The organism is Arthrobacter sp. Soil_C_60, from assembly GCF_057656375.1.
In genome coordinates this window covers 82937-101039 of record NZ_JBDGKM010000006.1, presented here as the reverse complement: position 1 = coordinate 101039, position 18103 = coordinate 82937, and the positions used below count along the sequence as shown (strand labels likewise).

The window sequence follows — 18103 nt, the reverse complement described above, 5'->3', positions numbered from 1 at the left end:
CATTAATGCCTCAAGGGCCAAGGCGTCAGGAGTCCTCGCCTAACTCCCCGCGGGCTTCCTGTTCGTCGATAAGTCCCTCGGACAGGAGCCAGGTGATGGCGTGGTGGCGCATGCGCTTTTCGTGGAAGGCGTACCAGCCTTCCTGGACCTTGGGGTAGTCGAACAGCGCGTCCTTGAAGTGGCGGAACGGACGCTTCCTTTCGATGGCGCGGAACAGGGCGGCCCGCACCTTCTCGTCCTCGAGCGTGGCGATGAAGTCCTCCATATCCCGGTAGCCTCGGTGCGAGTCGGCCATTTCCACAGCCAGGATGTCCAGGTCAATGTCCTTCAGACTGAGCATTCCCTGCCTCCTTTGAGTCCCGGCCGAAAGCGTGGGCACCAGCGTACTGCCGCCAGTTCTACCGGTAGATTTCCCGCCGGTGGCCGACCCTGAGAACGAGGATGACCAAAGCGCCGTCGTTGACCTCGTAAATGATTCGGTAATCGCCGGTGCGTATCCGGTATTCGCCGCTGCCGCCCACCAGCTTTTTCGCTGCAGGCGGCCGGGGGTTGTCCCTGAGCAGTTCTATGGCTGCGGCAACCCGGACTCTGGCCTTGGCATCAAGCTTTCGAAGCGAGCTCTCCGCCGCATGGGTCAGCCTGATCTCATACGCACTGGTCACTCAAGTCCGAGGTCTGCTTTGACCTCTTCCCAGGGGATGGAACCGCCCTCGGCGCGGGCTTCGCGCGCGGCTTTGAGATCCTCGGCATCTTCCAGCGCTTCCAACGCGCGCTCAGCGAGTTCGGCATTCATCAGAACTACAGCTTCTCGCCCATGCCGCGTAATGGACACGGGCGCCCGTGACGCCTTGTCTATCGTTTCGCTCCAGTGCTGGCGGGCAGAAGCAGCGGAAATAGAATCGTCCATGTACAAAACGTACAATCGGTACGTCATGCAGTCAAGGTTCAGCGCTCCAGCTTGAACTCGTCCGCCAGGGCAATCCGTCGGCCGCTGATCTGCGAGGGCGTGATTTCCACGTAGGTCGTCTTCACCGACGCTGTCCACGGACGCAGGGACAGTTGCTCCGCCGTCGTTATTTCTGCTTCGGTGGTGAGCTCGCGCACCATGCCCTTGACCACCACGCTCCAGACCGAGTGGAGGGAGCGGCCGTCCGCCTCCAGCGCCACCTTGTTATTGATGGCCATCGAAACCAGCTTGGTGCCCTGCAGGGTGCGGATCAGGATCCGGCGGTCGTGGGCCAGGAAGTTAACCGGGTACAGCTCCGGCTTGTCCGCTACGCTGACCGCCAGCCGGCCCAGCATCGTGCCGATCAGCAGATCCCAGCATTCATCCTCGGTCAGCTCGATGATGGGATTGTCCGGGTCCGGGATGGCAGGGAGGCAGGCGGGTGGCTCGTTGCCGGTTCGGACATCCTCCGCATGGAGGGTGGGTGGCGGGCCGTTGCGGTGCAGGGGCATGGGGTATTTCCTTTTGGCAGGCCAAGCTGGCTCAGTCATTGTTTTCAGGTCCGACGGCCATGCGCCGCCCCGTGAGTTCCGATGGTTCCAGTTCTAAAAACATCACCCTGCGCGTGAGGGTCCACGGCTTGAGTTGTCGGCGCTCGATTGCCGCGATCTCATCCGGACCGGTCAGTTCACGGAGCATGCCCTTGGCCATCACGCTCCAGACGGATGATCCGGTGCGCCCATCTGCCTCCAGCACCACGTGGTGCTCAGCCCGGCGGACAATATCCCTGACATGTTCGGAGCCATGGAGCAGAATGCCCTTCCCCGCGGCCCAGAAGTTAACCGGAATGACGTCCGGCTCATTGCGGTAGCTGACCGCCAGTCTGCCCAGCGTCGTGCCCGCGAGAAGCTCCCAACACTCGTCCACGGCCAACCGGAGAGTCGGATTGCCGGCGTCGGGCATCCGCAGATCATCGCTCATGGCGCCACTTTGCCATGAACCGGCTGCGCTGGATAGGGGAGCCGAGGATTCCTCAAGAGTAACCCCAATAATAGCCACGCCGCCCGTTCCCGGAACGGCTTTTTGCAACGTCAGGAGTTGGTCTGGTCATTGGCGACCGGATGCCGCAAAGCCTTCAGTTCGTCACGTTTCAGCAGATGGGACACGAGTACGCCGATCGCCAACGCCCAGAAGGCCGGCCCAAGGGCCAGCAGCGAGATGTCGGAGCGGCTCGGTGCGATATGTCCGATTTCCGCTGTCCCAAGTGGCTGTCGTGGCGCCGAGGATGAACAACTGAGGGGCATTCCTAACGGTTAGGAAACCGGTCCTGAACACTCGATCAACTATTGCCAAAGTAGGCCGATTGCTGCGAATTCCAGCAGCAGGCCGAGCCTACTTTTGGCCATGTGATTACTCCTGCACCCCACAAACGCCATGTCCTTGCTGTTGCGGCAACCATCACCGCGGTCGCTGTTGTTCTACCCATTGCCATCTCGGAAAGCGCAAATGCCGAAACAACTCCGCAAAAGCTTGTGGCTGCGCAGCTTGACCTGGGTGCAGCAGAGCTACCTGAACACCGGACCGCAACCGAACTGGCATCCGGCGTCACTCTGACCTCCATAGACCGTGGCAGCTCTCATACGAACCAATATTGGACCGTCGAGGTGAAAATTCCCTCAGCAACAGACGGGATCGCCGATGCAGCTGTGGCGCCTCAAGACGCGGCGCGACAGGTGACCGCCGAGCTTGCAGCCCGGGGAATCGACGCCCGATTGGAGCATGTAGTGGCAGCCGAACTCGACGATTCCGGCGGGGACCTGGGGTATCGGGTACGGGTGGGCGAGTTCGCCAGCCGGGGCGAGGGAGCAGACACCGTGGCCAAGATCCGTGCCGCAGGCTACTCGTCCTCCGTTTGGTACACCGGCTGGGACGGGGATTCGGCGGGCGGCGACCAACAGCGCGGGCCATGGAATATCGATGTACTCACCATCGACCCAAAGAAGTTCGACGGCGGGCTGGCCGCCTCATTCGGCCCTGATCTCGAACGCCGCGAGACTACCAGTGAGCTGGCATCGGCCGCCGGTGCTCTCGCAGCGGTCAATACAGGGTTCTTCGTTTTCAATGCCAAGCATGGAGCCGAGGGCGATCCTGCAGGTGCCGGCGCCTATTCGGGGCAGGTACTGAGCGAAGCGGTAGGTGACCGCCCAGCTTTGATCATCGACGGCAGGAAGGCGACTGCCGACGTCGAACGTCTGGGCTGGAGCGGGACGGTCAAGGCCGGGTCGGACCGGCTCGCACTGGACGGCATCAACCGGGTGCCTGGGCTGATCCGCAACTGCGGCGGCACGGCCGACGATCTGCCCACCGCCGCGCCTCTGCACGATGCCACTTGTACAGATGCCGATGAACTGGTCGCGTTCACGCCGGAATTCGGTGGGGCGACGCCCGCTGGTCCGGGAATCGAAGTGGTGCTCGATGCCGCGGGAAGAGTGCTCTCCGTCAATGACACGCGGGGCGCGGCGATCCCCGCCGGAGGGCATACCGTGCAGGCCACTGGCGCCGAAGCCGATCGCCTGGCAGCTATCGCCGCACCGGGCCGGAAGCTGAAAATCAGTTCGGAATTCACGGCGGAAGATGGCAAAAACCTGCATCTGGGCAAGGACGCCCATGTTGTCAGCGGCGGGCCCTACCTCGTGCAGAACGGCGAGATCGCAGTAACGGCTGCACGAGACGGTCTGGTCCATGCAGACAATCCAGGCATGTTTTACGGGTGGGTCCACCAGCGCAACCCGCGCACTATCGCAGGCATCGATGCCGAGGGCCGGCTGATCCTGGTCACGGCGGACGGACGGCAGACCTCTTCGTTGGGACTGAGTATCCATGAAGCTGCCACGGTCGCCAAGTCCTTGGGCATGGTGGAGGCGGTCAATCTGGATGGCGGCGGTTCCACCACCATGGTCGCCGGGGGAGAAGTGGTCAACGTGCCATCGAATACTGGCGCCACCGAACGCGGCGTCGGCGATGCCCTGCTGGTGCTGCCGGAGAAGGCCGGCTGACGGAAGCCGGCCGGTGGAAGCCCGCTGAGCACAAACTGTCAGACCCGGTAGCTAATGTTCAGAGCGTCTTATCAAGCACTCAATACCGGGGGAAACCATGGGAATCGAAACCAACTCGCCGTCCGTCCAGCCGATGCCGGCAGCACCGCCGCCAGCCGGGCCGCAGCAGCGCAAGGACGCGGGAAAAGGCCTGGCCATCACCGCGCTGGCCATCGCGATCGTCTCGCTGCTGCTCTGCTGGATTCCGATCGTGAACAACGTGGTGTTCTTCCTCGGCGTCATCGCGCTTGGTTTCGCCATTCCGGCTGCCACCATCTCGTTCAAGCGCCGGTCCAAGGCCAAAGGGATGTCCATTGCCGCCCTGATCATCGCGGTGCTGTCGCTGGTGGGAGTCATCGCAACGCAGGCGTTCTACGTCTCCATGATTGACAGCGTCGCCGAGGCCGTGGAGGAGGGCGCGGATGGTGTAGTCCCGGTGACCGAAGCAGAACAGGAAGCAGCCGCCGAGGTTCCCGCCCTGGCTCTGGGTACGTCCTCTCCGGTGGGCAATGACTACAACGTGACCGTCAACTCCGTGAACCTGGACGCGACGGCGGACATCCTGGCCATGAACGGATTCAACGGGGACGCTTCCGGGCAGTACGTACTGGTGGACGTGACCGCCGAGTACACGGGCAGTGAAGAGGGCGACCCGTGGATCGACCTGTCCGTGAACTTCGTCGGCAGCGATGCGCGGCAGTACGACTCATCCACCTGCATGGCGTCCCTCGAAAAGGCCGCCCTGGACGTGCCCACACTGGAGAATGGCGGCACCGCCGACTTCCAGTTGTGCATGGACGTTCCGGCCGAAGCGGTTGAAGGCGGCAAGCTCTTCGTCGAGCCGATCATCTCCTTTGACAATGACTCACGGATCTACTGGGCCGTTCAGTAACTGCTAGCGAAGACCGGGAAAAACGACGTCGGCCGCTCACCCGAGAAAGGTGAGCGGCCGCCGTCGTCCGTCAATTAGATTGGACGGATGAACGCAAAGCCCATAGTCACCGTCCTGGCAGGCGACAGGCCCGTCATCGGACTGGAGAAGCTGCAGGAGCACGCGGAGTTCAGGATCACGGACATCGAGGGCCTTGGACCCGCGCTGTCAGGGGCGGACGTATTGTACCTGTGGGACTTTTTCGCCGAGGGGCTGCAGGATATGTGGCCGAACGCGGACGCGCTGAAGTGGATTCATGTGCCGGCGGCCGGTGTGGACAAGCTGCTCTTTCCTGAGCTCATCGAATCGGACGTGGTGGTTACGAACGCCCGCGGCATCTTCGACCAGCCGATGGCGGAATTCGTCCTCGGCGGCATCCTGCATTTTGCCAAGGGATTCGGACTGGCCGGCGAGCGGCAGCGCCGGCAGCAGTGGAAAAGCTGGCCGACAACGGAGGTTGCAGGGGCGCGGGTGCTGGTGGTTGGCACCGGAAGCATCGGCCGTTGTACCGCCAGGCTCCTGCGCGCCGTCGGAATGGACGTCGATGGCATGGGCCGGACCGCCCGGACCGGGGATCGCGACTTCGGGATGGTGCACGCCGGCGCAGGCTTTGCCAAGGTCGCCGGCGGCTATGACTACGTGGTGCTGGCCGCACCGCTGACATCGGCGACAGATCGCATGGTCAGCCGAGCGGTCCTGGAATCGATGAAGTCCTCTGCCGTGCTGGTTAACGTGGGCCGGGGCAGGCTGGTGGACCAGGACGCGTTGGTCCAGGCTCTGCAGGCTGGGCGGTTGGGCGGTGCCGTGCTCGATGTCTTCGAAACCGAGCCGCTGCCCCAAGACCACGAGTTATGGCAGCTGGACAACGTCCTCGTTACTCCGCACATGTCCGGTGATTCGCAGAACTGGCTGGACGAACTGGCCGCGCAGTTCGCGAGCAACTTCCATGCCTGGCGGCAGGGGAAACCACTGGCCAATGTGGTGGACAAGCGGCTCGGCTTCGTCCCGTGGGACCGTTAGCCAGGGGTCACGCCTGCCTCAGTGGTGTCCGTCATCTGAGTCGTCTTGTTCATCATCCCACTGGTCCCAGGACTCGTCTCGTTGGTCCTCCCATTGATCCCAGGACTCGTCCTGTTGGTCCTCCCAGCGATCCTGGTCTTCGTCATCCCAGCCGTCCCGGCCGTCGTCGTTGTCCCGCTGTGCCCGGTCCTCATTGCCCTCGGAGTTCCGCCAATCTTCCCCCTGATCGGAGAAGGTTTCCTCAGGGGCCGGAAGTTCCGGCGTTTGGGCCACGTCCGGCTGGGCGGTTTCCGCGGCCAGCAGCTTCAGATCGTTGCGGACTTCGACCAACGCCTTCGCAGCTTCCTGCTGCATTTCCGCGGCGATATGCCCACTCGCGGCCGCCTGGTCCAAGTCGTTCTCCAGCAGGTCAACTTCGTCCAAGGCGGTGGAAAGGTTCTGTTCTGATGCCAGCTGCCTGATGGTGCCGGCCCGTTCCTGCAGTGTGTCGAGAACCTTTGCGGCTACATCCTCCTGCTGGGCGCAACCTGCCAGCACCGCTGCGGTGACTACGCCGGCCAAGAGCCTTCGGGCGAGGGCTGTCGGCCGGTTCATGGTGTGAGGCTTTCTTCGAGCTGCTGCAGGTGCTGGTCCAGCTCCGCAGGCACTGCCGGAGCGGGCGTTTGCACGGGTTCGGACCTCCCGGACGTGGCGATCATGGCACCGAAGATCAGCGCCGCAACCATGAGGAGCAGGGCCGCCGCCGCGAGACCGAGTTGCAATTTGGGTGGCTTTCGTCTGCCGCGGGTCCGGGCGACCGCGGACCCAGACTGCGCTCGTCGATCTAGCCCATGGACCGGAGCCGGTTGCCGGGGAGGCCTCTCCGGCAGGTTCCGCCAGGGCAAGCCTTGGGTGGCGTTGGTCATTTGGCTCGTCTTCAGGACGGGCAGGGCAATGTGTGCTGTCGGCGATTCGGGGCCGAGCCGGGCAGGGGCCGAAGGCATGGCAGCGGCAAGGGCACCTGAACCCGCTCTGGCAGCGGCGGCAGGTGCCGCGCTGCCGGAAATCATGCGGAGGGCCTGGGCGGCCTCGACCGCAACAGGCCGATGCCGGGGATCCTTGGCTGTCATGGCTTCAAGAAGTCCGGTCAGATCCGGGCCGAGGTTCCCCGGTATTCTCGGTTGCCGCGCCAGCCTGGCTCGTGCCGATGCCAGGGGCGGGCCGGGGTACTCCAATTCGCCCGTGAGGCACTGCAGCAGCACCAGGCCAAGAGAGTAGACGTCCGACGGAGCTCCAACCGCTGCGCCGGTCACCTGTTCGGGACTGAGATAGCCGGCGGTGCCCAAAGTGGTCCCGGAGGAGGCTAGCGGCGTTCCGTTGATCATTCTGGCAATGCCGAAATCGGCGAGCTTGGGGTGGGGAGCTTCATCGTCAAAGTAGCGGGCCATTACGATATTGCCCGGCTTCACATCCCGGTGGACGATGTTGCGCCGGTGGATGTAGTGGAGGGCGGAAGCCAATTCGGCGCCGAGCCGGACCGTTTCCAGCCGATCCAGCTTGCCGGCATCGAGGTAGCGTCCGAGGTCGACCCCCGGGATGAGTTCCATAACGAGCCAGGACACGGTCCCGCCGTCTAAAGGGGAGCTGCCGGCATCGTAGAGGGTGACCAGACCCGGGTGGTTCAGCCGTGCCAGCGTCGCGATTTCCTCCTGGTGCCAACGGAGCCGCTCTGGGTCAACGGGGTCCGGACGGTAAACCTTGAGCGCCACCTCCCGGCCAAGGACTTCGTCCCCGGCACGGTAAACCGTACCCATGCCGCCCAGCCCGATGACCGGACCCACCCGGTAACGGCCGCCCAGGAGACTGTCCGAGATACCCGGAACCAGGTGGTCCGTCATCAGATTCCCCGTCGTGTCCGGCGGGGTTCTGGTGGCAAAGACGCCGTCTTTAGCTGTCATAGCCGTCCGCTCCCTGCAGCCAGAAATGCCCTCTGGCCTTGCTCGCGTATTTCCCCATGCGGGGCTATGAGTAGGACCTTAGGCGGTCAACCTATGAAGAAGCTGTGACGCTCCTTTGTCCCTTTTCAGGCCTTGGTTGCCGTGTGACCACGTCCCAGGAGAAGACCGAGGCCGAGCATGGCGATACCGAGGACAAAGTGCAGCCAGTTATCGGCCATGTTGAGCGGAACGAAGTTGGCCGGGGACTCGTGCCCGATGACCAGCCCGTAGATCCACAGCACCAGGTAGATGGCTCCGCCCCAGATGAGGTAGCTCCGGGATCCGGTCCAGCTGCGCGACAGCGCCAGACCGACGACGCCGAAGAGCAGGTGCACAATGTTATGCAGGATGGAGACCTGGAACAATCCCAGCAGCATGGCACCGGACTGGTGTCCGGCGAAAGTGAGCTGATCGACCCCGCTGGTAATGCCCGGAACGAAGCCCAGGATCCCGACCAGCAGGAAGACCGCGCCGACGGCCAAAGTTACTGTCTGAACGCTGGTCCGCCTGCCACCACGGATGCTGGTTTGATCTGACGTAGTCATGATGCTCTTCCTCTCTGATGGACTTGCTTCCCGGCGGCCACGTAGTTGTTCTGTGGACTCGCCTGTCCGGTATTCGGAGCGGACGCTTAGGTGGTTTGGACGTTCCTTGAAGATCCGGCCAATACTTTTACGCCGCGGCTACGAATACCGGGTGTGAAGAAGCTCAAGAGAATCCCCTTGTCCGTCCTGGCCGCAGCGCTCGCCGGACTGGTTTCGGCCGGAGTGCTGCTGGGAGTCGCCCAGCTTGCCGGAGTCTGGTTCCGTCCGGCCGCTTCGCCTCTGGTCGCTCTCGGCGCGGCGTTCATCGATTTCACTCCGGCCTGGCTGAAGAATTTCGCCGTCGAAACCTTCGGCACGGCGGACAAGGCCGTCTTGTTCATCGCGATGGGTGTGGTCATGGCGGTACTGGCCTGCCTGGTCGGACTGCTCGCCCGGCGCCGCTGGACGTGGGGTGCCGCGGCAGTGATACTGCTGGGCGCAGTGGTGGGTGCCGCGGTGATCACCCGGGCGGGTGCCGGTGTCCTGGATCTAATCCCGACGGCGGCAGGAACCCTGGCCGGGCTCGTTTCGCTGCGGCTGCTGGAGCGCCGCATACCTGAGGCAAGAGAAACGGGGGCGGCAACTGCCGAATCTGGTCCGGACGTTACAGCCAGTCAGGTTGTTCCGGACGAAGGGTCGGCGCAGGGCGGCCCCGCTGCCGCCGGCCCGCCCACTAGACGTTCCTTCTTTGCCGCAGCAGGTCTCCTCGCCGTCACAGCCGCCGTCATGGGTGCCGGCGGCACCGCGCTCGCCGGCCTGCGCAACAGCGTGGAGGATTTCCGTAAGGCGCTCCGGCTGCCTTCGCCGTTCCGGAAGGCAGAACCACTGCCGGCGGGTGTCCATCCACCGGTTGACGGGGTGGTCCCTTTCGTCACGCCCAACGCGGACTTCTACCGGATCGATACGGCGCTGGCCGTGCCCCGGGTTGATCCACAGACCTGGCAGCTTCGCGTGCACGGCATGGTGGAGGAGGAGTTCACCATGTCATTCCAGGAGCTGCTGGATTCCGAGCTGCTGGAGTCCTATGTGACGCTGACTTGCGTCTCCAACCCTGTCGGCGGGGATCTGGCCGGCAACGCCAAGTGGCTCGGCTATCCGTTGGCGAAGGTATTGGAACGCGCGCGCCCGCTGCCCGGCGCGGACATGGTGCTCTCCACCAGTGTCGATGGGTTCAGCGCCTCGACTCCGCTGGAGGTGCTGCGGGATGGCCGTGATGCGCTGCTCGCGGTCGGCATGAACGGCGAGCCGCTGCCGCTGGACCACGGTTTCCCCGTGCGGATGGTGGTGCCCGGGCTCTACGGCTTCGTTTCGGCCACCAAGTGGGTGGTGGATCTGGAGGTTACAAGGTTCCAGGATAAGACCGCCTATTGGACGGACCGCGGCTGGTCAGAGCGCGCACCCATCAAGACGGCGTCGCGGATCGAAGCCCCGCGGCCGTTCGCGCGTGTGCCGGCGGGAAACGTCGCGGTCGGCGGCACCGCGTGGGCCCAGCAGCGCGGTATTGAACGGGTGGAAGTTCAGGTGGACGACGGGCCCTGGCAGGAAGCCGAGCTGGCCGCCGAAGCCACGGTGGATACCTGGCGCCAATGGTCCTTCGGCTGGCAGGCCGAGCCCGGGCAGCATTATCTGCGCGTCCGGTCCTACGACTCAATGGACGGACTGCAGACCGATGAGCGGGCGGACCCGATTCCGAACGGCGCCTCGGGCTGGCATTCCATCAGCGTCACCGTGGAACCCTGACCGGTCCCAAGTTTTTCCGATTTCATCCAATCCATCCCGGCACCGGTTCCGAATACATCATGACAGCCCGGAAGCGTTGCTTCCGGAACAGGAGGCGGCAGCAGCCGCGCCACCCTCAAGGAGAAAAGCCATGTTGAAGAACAGCAGCAGGAACTTTGCAGCACTCGGAATGATCGCAGTGGCGACCCTCGGCCTGTCCGCCTGCGGCGGCGGATCCGAAGAGTCGGACAATGCCGGCGCGGCTCCCGATTCCACCACCGGATCCGATTCGACCACAACGGAGTCCATGGCCCCGGAGTCGGGCGAAGCCATGGATCCGGCCGCCAACCTCGTCGGCCCGGCCTGCGCCGACTACGCAGCCGCAGTGCCGGACGGCGCGGGCTCCGTGGCCGGCATGGCGCAGGACCCGGTCGCCGTCGCCGCCTCCAACAACCCGATGCTGACCCAGCTGACCGCAGCCGTCTCCGGCGAGCTGAACCCCAAGGTCGATCTGGTGGACACGCTGAACAGCGGCGAATTCACTGTCTTCGCGCCGGTGGATGAGGCCTTCGGCGCCATCCCCGCCGAGACTCTGGAAACCCTCAAGACCGATGACGCCACGCTGAGCACCATCCTGACCTACCACGTGGTGGAGGGACAGCTGAGCCCGGACGAGATCGTCGGCGAGCACACCACTGTGCAGGGCGAGTCCCTCGAGGTCAGCGGCAGCGGCGACGAGCTGATGGTCAACGACGCCAACGTGGTCTGCGGCGGCGTCCAGACCGCCAACGCCACCGTCTACATGATCGATTCGGTCCTGATGCCGCCGGCCAAGTAGCCGGAAAAACTCCGCTAGGGGGAGCGGAACGGGGGAGAACGACGGCGGCAGCCCGCCTGCCGCCGTCGTTCATCGTAAAAAATGCAGGGCCGACACAGGAATGAGGGAGGTGCGGAGTGTCCGACGGGCGTGAGAACCTTGAATCCATGCGATTGCCATGGCTGCGGCCCGTGGGGCCGGACGCCCCGCCGACACAGGAGGAGCTCATCCGGCGCGTCGCGCTGGGGGACGAATCCGCGTTCGAATCGCTCTACGATTCCGTGTCGCCCACCATCTTCGGGCTGGTACGCAGGGTCGTCAGGGATCCGGCCCAAAGCGAGGAAGTCACGCAGGAAATCTTCGTCGAAATCTGGCAGAACGCGGCCCGGTTCGACGCGGACCGCGGCAAGGCCCTCTCCTGGATCCTGGTGATCGCCCACCGGCGGGCCGTGGACCGGGTGCGGGCCAGCCAGGCCAGCATGGACCGGGACCTGCGCCAGGGGGCCAAGGAATACCAAGCCAGTTACGACGACGTCGCGGATACAGTTGAACTGCGGCTGGAATCCGAACGCGTGAACAAGGCGCTCGCCAGCCTGACGGACAGCCAGCGCGAGGCGATCACACTGGCCTACTACGGCGGCCATACCCACCGGGAGGTTGCCACAATGCTGCACATTCCGGTGGGAACGGTAAAGACGCGGATCCGCGATGGCATGATCCGCCTAAGGGACAAGTTGGGAGTGGCGTGATGGACGAGCAGTTGCATCTGTTGACCGGCGCGTACGCCCTCAACGCCTTGGACGATGACGAACGCGACGCTTTTGAACGGCATGCCCTGGGTGCCGTGGATACCCGCGAGGAAGTCCGCGGATTGAGCGAAACCGCCGCCATGCTGGCCTACGGCACGCCCGCCGTCGCCCCGCCGCCGGAGCTCAAATCCAAGGTCATGGCCTCCATCCGCAACACCCGCCAACTGCCCGTTGACGCAGTGGTCGCGGACCTCGACACGAAACGGTTCGAGAGCGGCGAGAGCCGGACCGGCCGCAGAGCCAGGGTCAGCAGCAATGGCCGCGGTTCGGACGGTGCCAGGGCCAGGAGTACGACGGCGGTGCGCTGGCTCAGTGCCGCGGCCGGGGTTCTGCTGGTCACCACCGCAGCACTGGGCGGCTGGGCCGTGGGCGTCTCCAATGACCAGGAACGGACCGAGCAGCGCCTCCAGGCGCTGGCCGAGCAGCAGAGCCAGGTGATGTCGGTCCTGACAGCGCCGGACGCCAAGATGATTCCGGGCCGGATGCCGGACGGCGCCGCGGTTACCATCGCTTTGTCCGCGCAGGCCGACAAGGGCGCAGTCATCACGCACGACCTCCCTCAGCTGGAGCAGGACCGGACTTACGAGCTCTGGCTGATCTCGGACGAGGGCGCCCAGCCCGCCGGCCTGATCCAGGCGGACGCCGCGGGGCAGACCAGCATGAGGCTGCTGGAAGGCGTCTCCGATGCCACCCATCTGGGCATCACGGTGGAACCTGCCGGCGGATCGCCCCAACCCACCACAGATCCGATCATGCTGCAGGAACTGTAGGCGGATCCAGCCTGGCTACCAGCCATTAATCGAAGCGGGCGGTCACCTCAAAGGTGACCGCCCGCCGTCGTAAGCCGGCTGACCCGGGGCTTAGTACGCGCGGACCCGCTGCTCGACCACGAGGTGGATGAGGGCGAAGGTCTTCTGCTCGTCGATGGCCTTCAGGGCCGCTTCGAGGGCGGCGGGCACATCGGCGTCGTTCTCTACCTTGATGCCGAAACCGCCGAAGGCCTGGGCCATCAGCGCGAACTCCGGGTTCTTCAGCTGCGTGCCGGAGATCCGCTGGGGGTAGTGCCGCTCCTGGTGCGTGCGAATGGTGCCGTACTCCTGGTTGTCCATCACGATGACCAGCGGAGTGGCGCCGTACTGCGCGGCCGTGGCCAGCTCCTGGCCGTTCATCAGGAACTCGCCGTCGCCGGCGATGGTCACCACACGGCGTCCGGGGTGCGCCAGCGACGCAGCGATGGCGGACGGGATCGAGTAGCCCATGGAACCATTGCGGGCACTGAGCATTGAGGCGTACTGCTGGGTGGGGAAGTAGCGGTGCGCCCAGTTGGTGTGCTCGCCGGCGCCGAGCGTGACCATGGCGTCTTCGGGCAGGTCGCGGACCATGTTGGCCATCAGGGTGTCCATGCGGGCCTGGCCGGCCGTGGGCTCGGCCGGCGGCAGGGCGGCGAACTTCTCCTGCTCGGCGCGCATGCGCTCGGTCCAGGTCTTCCATTCCGGCTTGACCGGCAGGTCCATCATGACCAGGTCGCGGACAAAGACATCCGGCTTCGCCACGATCTGGTGCGAAACCGCGCCGGAACGGCCGCGCAGCGACGGGTCGATGGTGACGAGAAAGTTCTTCTTCGACCAGTCCTGCCGGACCAGGAAACCGTCGGTGATGACGTCGCCGGGCACGGTGCCGACGAAGATCAGCAGGTCCGTTTCCTCCAGCAGGTCGTACGTCGGCTTGGGCCGGCCATAGCCGATCGGGCCAACGTAGGACGGCGAATCGAAGGGGACAATGCCTTCGCAGCGCCACTCGGCGGCAGCGGCAATATGGTGGTCTTCCAGCCAGTTGGACAGCGCCGTCGCGCCCTCCTGGGTCCAGTCATTGCCGCCGACAACAAACAACGGCTTCTCGGCGTCCTTGAGCGCGGACTTCAGCGCCTTCCAGTCCGTGACGGTCATGCCGCCCTGGGCCACGGGGATTTCCGGGTGCAGCGTCGGCTCGATCTGCTCGCGGATGATGTCTTCCGGCAGACCAACGACGACGGGGCCCGGGCGTCCGTTCATCGCGGCGAACATGGCTTCGGCGACGATTTCGGACGCGCGCTCGGCGTGGTCCAGCACCATGACACGCTTGGCGCCGGTGTCGAACCAGGACTTGATGTCAAACTCCTGGAAGGCCTCGCGGTCCCGGTGCTCGAAGGGAATCAACCCGACAAAGAGGACCATCGGGGTGGAGTCCTGCCACGCGGTGTGCAGGCCGACGTGCGCGTTGGCCGCTCCCGGGCCACGGGTGACCATGGCGATGCCGGGGACCTGGTTCATCTTGCCGTCGGCCTCGGCCATGTAGGCGGCGCCGCCTTCGTGGCGGCAGACCACGGTTTCGATATCGGACTCATGCAGGCCGTCGAGGACATCCAGGAAGCTCTCGCCGGGAACCACATAGGTGCGCTTCACCCCGTGTGCCACCAGCGTGTCCACAATGACGTGCCCGGCTGACTTCAGCAGCGGCTGCTGCTCCTTGGCGTCGGCTGGTTCCACGGTCAACTGCGTCATGGGTGTCCTCTTTCATCTTTGAATGAACAGTTTGGTCGATTCGTCAATGTGCGGTCGCATGGATTTTGCACATTGCGATTGAGCAAAAGTTACATCACTTAGCGGGTAGGACGTCAGCGGGCAGGACACAGTGGGGTAATGAATGTGAATCGCGGCACTTTGGGTTGTTTTCGCTGATTTCCGCGCTCCGGTGGGCTGGAACGCTCGCTCTAGCCGATCGGCTCGAAGCGGTTGGGGTCTTTGACGTCATGGCAGTGTGCCAGGACCTCGACGGCGCGGGGAATGTCCTGGTCCTTGAGTGCCTGCAGGATGCGGCGGTGGTCGTGGATGACCTTGGTCTGGTGTTCCGGCCCTTGCCGGTAGGTGAGGGTGATGCGGTGCTGGATGGGATGGTTCCAGATCGATGTGATGACGCCGCGTAGATAGTCGTTGCCGGAGGGCTCGACCAAGGCTAAATGGAACGCCCGCCCAAGTCGGAAGAGTTCTGCGCTGTCCTCCGGATCGACGATTTCCGTTTCATCGATGAGGCCCTTGAGTCGCACAAGCTGCTGCGGCGTATAGGCGCCGGCCGCCCGCCGGAGCGCGAGGGATTCGAGCGCATAACGGACCTCGTAAACATTCTCGATCTCGCGCTCGTCCAACTGGTTGACGATGTAGCCCTTGCCCGGGACGAGCGTTGTCAGTCCTTCGAGCGTCAACTGCGTCAGGGCATCGCGGACCGGCGTGCGTGAGACGCCGTATTGTGCCGCGACCGTCTCCTGAGCCAATGCCGAACCCGGTTTGATGGTCCCGCTGATGATGTCGGCGCTGATTTGTTCGTAGACGCGCACGGCCAGTGGCCTCACATCATTCGGCATTCCGGCCATGGCGGTCCTCCTTGGGTCTGATCCATCTTGGCATGAAGTTGTTCCCTCCAGCATCAGCCCCGCTGCCCGAGCCGAGGTGGATCCGAAGGCGCGACAAACATTCGCGAAACTCATTTCGAAAAGTGGTTGACCTCACATCGATCCTCTGAATACAGTGTATACACCCTGAACGAGGAGATCTAGAAAATGTATGTGTTGAACACCTGGTACGTAGCGGCGTGGTCCACCGAAGTGACGCGCAAGCCGGTTCGCCGGGTCATCTGCGAACAGCCCATCGTCCTGTTCCGCACCCAAGACAACCAGGCCATCGCGCTGGCGGATCGCTGTGCCCACCGGGCCTTCCCGCTGTCGGAAGGCCGCACCATCGGCGATTCGGTGGAATGCGGCTACCACGGCTTCACCTATGGTCCCGATGGCATGTGCACGAAGGTGCCGGCGCAGTCCTCGATCCCGGAACGCGCAAAGGTGCGCAAGTATCCGGTGGTGGAGCAGGACGGCTGGATCTGGGTCTGGACCGGCGATCCCGAACTGGCGAACCCGGCCGACGTTCCGGACACGCACTGGATGGTGGACCCGGGGTGGGCCACGGTCACGCATTCGTACCACTTCAAGTGCCGAGCGGACCTGATCCATGACAACCTGCTGGACCTGACCCACGAGTCCTTCCTCCACAAGACCACAGTGGGCGACGACTACATCTACGAGCACGGCATCACGGTGGAGGTCGAGGGCAACGTGGTCAGTGTTGACCGCTTGATGCCCTCGGTGGAAGCTCCGCCGCTGTACGCCGAGACGATGGATGCCCGCGGCTTGTTCGACCGCTTCCACTGCACGGAGTTCTTCGTGCCGAACCTGCATGTCCTCCATTCCGGAATCACCGGCGAGGGCAAGCCGCGCGAGGAGGGTTTCCTGATCAAGGTCCTCAACGGCATCACCCCGATTGACGAGCACAATTCCTGGTACTACTACGCTTTCAGCCGCAACTTCGCCGTCGACAATGAACAGGCCACCGAGGACCTGCGCGTTGGCTTAGCCACCGTGCTGGATGAGGATGCGTCGGCGCTGGAGGCCCAGGAGATCGGGATGCAGACCCGGCCCGAAGGAGAGTTCGATGTGCTGATCGCCCAGGATGGCGGCGTAGCCAAGGCCCGGCGCATCCTCAGCGCCCTGCTGAAGAAAGAACAGCAGGCAAAGTCCGCTGTGGGTTCAGCTGTCCGTCGGGAGCCGGTTGCTCCCAGGACGGCGTAGGTGCCCGCATGTGGATGCTGATCAGAGCCAACGCGCTGGGCGGGGAGACGGCAGCCGCATCCGGCGCCAGGATTCTTGCAGCCTGTCCCGACTCAGCCGAGCGGGGAGACCCGTGGCGCTGGACCGTGGAGTTGGATGAATCAGGACCGGAGCCGGCAGTGGTGCTTGACGCCGACGCCAGCTACATCTCCGCTGGAAGCCGCCGCTTCACCGATGGCTACACGGGAGTGCTGCAGCGCGGCGCCGGCGAGCAGCTGGTGGTGACGGGGTTGGCCGGCGAAGCTCTCGTCGCGGCCGAGGACGGGCCCTGGGAACGCTGGCTCCGGGCGGGTGACGTTTTCATCGTTGAAGGCGAGGAAGCCGAAACCCTTAGGCTGTCGCTTGCCGAAGGCGATGCGGCCGTCCAGGTCATCACCCTCGCCCCGAGGCAGGCCAAGGCTCTGCGGTGGGTCCCATGACCGCCGGTAGCTCTGTCGACACCCAACAGCGGACGTCGGGTACGTCAGGTCCGGCCCTGCACGGGATCGAGCCGGGCCGGCCAGGCAAGCAGCTTGGCTTTGCCGGCCTGTCCCATTCGGACAATGTCTACGACAACGGACTGATCCCGGTGCCGATGGCAGTCATCTCCTCCGGGACGGGACCGACGGCCTTGCTGGTGGCCGGCACCCACGGGGACGAATACGAAGGCCAGGTGGTGCTGCAAGAACTGATCCGCTCGCTGAAACCGGAGCACCTGAACGGCACAGTGGTCATCGTGCCCGCTGCGAACGCACCGGCAGTACTGGGCGGTACCAGGGTTTCGCCGATCGACGGCGGCAACCTCAATCGCAGCTACCCGGGACAGGCGCGCGGCGGACCCACGGACCAGGTTGCCGACCTCATCGCGGGCACGCTGCTGCCGCAGGCCGACGTCGTTGTTGATCTGCACTCCGGCGGTTCCAACTCCACCTACCTTCCCAGCATGTTCATCTACCGCGGGCCGGATCGACAGACGTGGGAGCGGAAGGTCTCCGCGTCGCGGGCCATGGGACTGCCCTATGTGATGGTGGTGCAGCCCCGCCTTGAACCCGGTTCGCTCAGTACCGCGGGCGACGACGCCGGCGTGCTGGCACTGTCCACGGAACTCGGCGGCGGAGGCACAGTGGATCCGGGCATTCTGGCTGACGCGCGGCGCGGCGTGCGCTCGCTGCTGGCCCACGTGGGAATCCTCGCAGCGCAGCACGGTACCGAACTGCAGCCGGAGGCGACCGGGGCTGAGCCGATCTGGCTGGAACTGGTGCCCGAGTCCCCGGTCATGGCTACCGCTGCGGGGATCTTCGAACCCCTCGTGGGTCTGGGCCAGCGGGTCCGGGCGGGCGATCCCGTTGCCCGGGTCCATGCCATCGATGACCTGGAGCGCGGCCCCCAGGAATACGCGGCCCGGGTGGACGGCATCGTCGCCATCCTGCGCCGGCCGGCACTAGTCGCGCTGGGCAACTACCTGCTGCATATAGCACCTGAACTTGAAGCACCGAGGCACTGATCGTCTCCTGATCAATGCCGGATATCCGTA

At 64.5% G+C, this 18103-nt stretch carries 20 protein-coding genes; 10 read left to right on the top strand and 10 right to left on the bottom strand.

What is annotated here, in order from left to right; all coding sequences use genetic code 11:
* Positions 1-25 precede the first annotated feature (25 nt).
* The 5 genes from AC3A4M_RS13870 to AC3A4M_RS13850 are packed head-to-tail and all read right to left on the bottom strand — an operon-like array spanning position 26 to position 1927.
* A complete protein-coding gene (locus tag AC3A4M_RS13870; protein ID WP_498736295.1) occupies positions 26-340 on the bottom strand; it encodes a UPF0158 family protein in 315 nt (104 codons plus the stop codon).
* Positions 341-398: 58 nt separating this feature from the next.
* On the bottom strand, positions 399-662 hold the full coding sequence (locus AC3A4M_RS13865; protein ID WP_498736294.1) for a type II toxin-antitoxin system RelE family toxin: 264 nt from the start codon (positions 660-662) through the stop codon (positions 399-401).
* Positions 659-907 (bottom strand): type II toxin-antitoxin system Phd/YefM family antitoxin, encoded by a 249-nt coding sequence (locus tag AC3A4M_RS13860; protein ID WP_498736293.1) that lies wholly within the window; start codon positions 905-907, stop codon positions 659-661. Before AC3A4M_RS13860 ends, AC3A4M_RS13865 begins: the two co-directional genes overlap by 4 nt.
* Positions 908-945: 38 nt before the next feature.
* Complete coding sequence (locus AC3A4M_RS13855; RefSeq protein WP_498736292.1) at positions 946-1458, bottom strand: pyridoxamine 5'-phosphate oxidase family protein; 513 nt, start codon at positions 1456-1458, stop codon at positions 946-948.
* 31 nt (positions 1459-1489) lie between these two features.
* A complete protein-coding gene (locus AC3A4M_RS13850) occupies positions 1490-1927 on the bottom strand; it encodes a pyridoxamine 5'-phosphate oxidase family protein (RefSeq protein ID WP_498736291.1) in 438 nt (145 codons plus the stop codon).
* A gap of 425 nt (positions 1928-2352) precedes the next feature.
* Here AC3A4M_RS13850 and AC3A4M_RS13845 point away from each other — a divergent pair, with 425 nt between their 5' ends.
* From AC3A4M_RS13845 to AC3A4M_RS13835, 3 genes are all read left to right on the top strand, one after another.
* Positions 2353-4002: a phosphodiester glycosidase family protein gene (locus AC3A4M_RS13845; protein WP_498736290.1), complete on the top strand. Its 1650-nt coding sequence runs from the start codon at positions 2353-2355 to the stop codon at positions 4000-4002.
* Between the two features lie 97 nt (positions 4003-4099).
* On the top strand, positions 4100-4933 hold the full coding sequence (locus tag AC3A4M_RS13840) for a hypothetical protein (protein ID WP_498736289.1): 834 nt from the start codon (positions 4100-4102) through the stop codon (positions 4931-4933).
* An 87-nt stretch (positions 4934-5020) separates the two neighbouring features.
* On the top strand, positions 5021-5992 hold the full coding sequence (locus AC3A4M_RS13835; RefSeq protein WP_498736288.1) for a D-2-hydroxyacid dehydrogenase: 972 nt from the start codon (positions 5021-5023) through the stop codon (positions 5990-5992).
* A gap of 18 nt (positions 5993-6010) precedes the next feature.
* Here the strand turns inward: AC3A4M_RS13835 and AC3A4M_RS13830 are convergent, their stop codons facing one another.
* The 3 genes from AC3A4M_RS13830 to AC3A4M_RS13820 form a co-directional block, all read right to left on the bottom strand.
* Positions 6011-6586 (bottom strand): hypothetical protein, encoded by a 576-nt coding sequence (locus AC3A4M_RS13830; protein WP_498736287.1) that lies wholly within the window; start codon positions 6584-6586, stop codon positions 6011-6013.
* Positions 6583-7929 carry a serine/threonine-protein kinase gene (locus AC3A4M_RS13825; RefSeq protein ID WP_498736286.1) on the bottom strand — a complete coding sequence of 449 codons (1347 nt, stop codon included), beginning with the start codon at positions 7927-7929 and terminating at the stop codon, positions 6583-6585. The genes AC3A4M_RS13830 and AC3A4M_RS13825 overlap by 4 nt, the downstream gene beginning before the upstream one ends.
* A gap of 125 nt (positions 7930-8054) precedes the next feature.
* Positions 8055-8513, bottom strand: coding sequence for a DUF4383 domain-containing protein (locus AC3A4M_RS13820; RefSeq protein WP_498736285.1), 459 nt, complete (start codon positions 8511-8513; stop codon positions 8055-8057).
* A gap of 153 nt (positions 8514-8666) precedes the next feature.
* Here AC3A4M_RS13820 and AC3A4M_RS13815 point away from each other — a divergent pair, with 153 nt between their 5' ends.
* The 4 genes from AC3A4M_RS13815 (at position 8667) to AC3A4M_RS13800 (ending at position 12667) form a co-directional block, all read left to right on the top strand.
* Complete coding sequence (locus tag AC3A4M_RS13815) at positions 8667-10292, top strand: molybdopterin-dependent oxidoreductase (RefSeq protein WP_498736284.1); 1626 nt, start codon at positions 8667-8669, stop codon at positions 10290-10292.
* 130 nt (positions 10293-10422) lie between these two features.
* The gene (locus AC3A4M_RS13810; RefSeq protein WP_498736283.1) at positions 10423-11109 is read left to right on the top strand and encodes a fasciclin domain-containing protein; all 687 of its coding nucleotides are present in this window, start codon (positions 10423-10425) and stop codon (positions 11107-11109) included.
* A gap of 146 nt (positions 11110-11255) precedes the next feature.
* Positions 11256-11837 (top strand): ECF RNA polymerase sigma factor SigK, encoded by a 582-nt coding sequence (sigK, locus tag AC3A4M_RS13805; RefSeq protein ID WP_074702956.1) that lies wholly within the window; start codon positions 11256-11258, stop codon positions 11835-11837.
* A complete protein-coding gene (locus AC3A4M_RS13800) occupies positions 11837-12667 on the top strand; it encodes an anti-sigma factor (RefSeq protein ID WP_498736282.1) in 831 nt (276 codons plus the stop codon). The genes sigK and AC3A4M_RS13800 overlap by 1 nt, the downstream gene beginning before the upstream one ends.
* Before the next feature lie 90 nt (positions 12668-12757).
* Here AC3A4M_RS13800 and AC3A4M_RS13795 read toward each other — a convergent pair whose 3' ends face one another.
* Both AC3A4M_RS13795 and AC3A4M_RS13790 read right to left on the bottom strand, forming a co-directional pair.
* A complete protein-coding gene (locus AC3A4M_RS13795) occupies positions 12758-14437 on the bottom strand; it encodes a thiamine pyrophosphate-dependent enzyme (RefSeq protein WP_498736281.1) in 1680 nt (559 codons plus the stop codon).
* A 209-nt stretch (positions 14438-14646) separates the two neighbouring features.
* Positions 14647-15303, bottom strand: coding sequence for a GntR family transcriptional regulator (locus AC3A4M_RS13790; RefSeq protein ID WP_498736280.1), 657 nt, complete (start codon positions 15301-15303; stop codon positions 14647-14649).
* 186 nt (positions 15304-15489) lie between these two features.
* Between AC3A4M_RS13790 and AC3A4M_RS13785 the strand changes: the two genes are divergently transcribed.
* From AC3A4M_RS13785 to AC3A4M_RS13775, 3 genes are read left to right on the top strand one after another with little or no spacing between them, the layout of a single operon-like run.
* Complete coding sequence (locus AC3A4M_RS13785) at positions 15490-16551, top strand: aromatic ring-hydroxylating dioxygenase subunit alpha (protein WP_498736279.1); 1062 nt, start codon at positions 15490-15492, stop codon at positions 16549-16551.
* 14 nt (positions 16552-16565) lie between these two features.
* Complete coding sequence (locus AC3A4M_RS13780; RefSeq protein WP_498736278.1) at positions 16566-17009, top strand: hypothetical protein; 444 nt, start codon at positions 16566-16568, stop codon at positions 17007-17009.
* Entirely contained in the window at positions 17006-18073 is a 1068-nt protein-coding gene (locus AC3A4M_RS13775) for a succinylglutamate desuccinylase/aspartoacylase family protein (RefSeq protein ID WP_498736277.1), read from the top strand. The genes AC3A4M_RS13780 and AC3A4M_RS13775 overlap by 4 nt, the downstream gene beginning before the upstream one ends.
* The last annotated feature ends 30 nt before the right edge of the window (positions 18074-18103 follow it).

Excerpts from the sequence above, each read along its gene's own strand:
- AC3A4M_RS13870 (WP_498736295.1), bottom strand. The coding sequence starts at position 340 with ATGCTCAGTCTGAAGGACATTGACCTGGACATCCTGGCTGTGGAAATG.
- AC3A4M_RS13860 (WP_498736293.1), bottom strand. The coding sequence starts at position 907 with ATGGACGATTCTATTTCCGCTGCTTCTGCCCGCCAGCACTGGAGCGAA.
- AC3A4M_RS13855 (WP_498736292.1), bottom strand. The coding sequence starts at position 1,458 with ATGCCCCTGCACCGCAACGGCCCGCCACCCACCCTCCATGCGGAGGAT.
- AC3A4M_RS13850 (WP_498736291.1), bottom strand. The coding sequence starts at position 1,927 with ATGAGCGATGATCTGCGGATGCCCGACGCCGGCAATCCGACTCTCCGG.
- AC3A4M_RS13840 (WP_498736289.1), top strand. The coding sequence starts at position 4,100 with ATGGGAATCGAAACCAACTCGCCGTCCGTCCAGCCGATGCCGGCAGCA.
- AC3A4M_RS13835 (WP_498736288.1), top strand. The coding sequence starts at position 5,021 with ATGAACGCAAAGCCCATAGTCACCGTCCTGGCAGGCGACAGGCCCGTC.
- AC3A4M_RS13830 (WP_498736287.1), bottom strand. The coding sequence starts at position 6,586 with ATGAACCGGCCGACAGCCCTCGCCCGAAGGCTCTTGGCCGGCGTAGTC.
- AC3A4M_RS13825 (WP_498736286.1), bottom strand. The coding sequence starts at position 7,929 with ATGACAGCTAAAGACGGCGTCTTTGCCACCAGAACCCCGCCGGACACG.
- AC3A4M_RS13820 (WP_498736285.1), bottom strand. The coding sequence starts at position 8,513 with ATGACTACGTCAGATCAAACCAGCATCCGTGGTGGCAGGCGGACCAGC.
- AC3A4M_RS13810 (WP_498736283.1), top strand. The coding sequence starts at position 10,423 with ATGTTGAAGAACAGCAGCAGGAACTTTGCAGCACTCGGAATGATCGCA.
- sigK (WP_074702956.1), top strand. The coding sequence starts at position 11,256 with ATGCGATTGCCATGGCTGCGGCCCGTGGGGCCGGACGCCCCGCCGACA.
- AC3A4M_RS13800 (WP_498736282.1), top strand. The coding sequence starts at position 11,837 with ATGGACGAGCAGTTGCATCTGTTGACCGGCGCGTACGCCCTCAACGCC.
- AC3A4M_RS13795 (WP_498736281.1), bottom strand. The coding sequence starts at position 14,437 with ATGACGCAGTTGACCGTGGAACCAGCCGACGCCAAGGAGCAGCAGCCG.
- AC3A4M_RS13790 (WP_498736280.1), bottom strand. The coding sequence starts at position 15,303 with ATGGCCGGAATGCCGAATGATGTGAGGCCACTGGCCGTGCGCGTCTAC.
- AC3A4M_RS13785 (WP_498736279.1), top strand. The coding sequence starts at position 15,490 with ATGTATGTGTTGAACACCTGGTACGTAGCGGCGTGGTCCACCGAAGTG.
- AC3A4M_RS13780 (WP_498736278.1), top strand. The coding sequence starts at position 16,566 with ATGCTGATCAGAGCCAACGCGCTGGGCGGGGAGACGGCAGCCGCATCC.
- AC3A4M_RS13775 (WP_498736277.1), top strand. The coding sequence starts at position 17,006 with ATGACCGCCGGTAGCTCTGTCGACACCCAACAGCGGACGTCGGGTACG.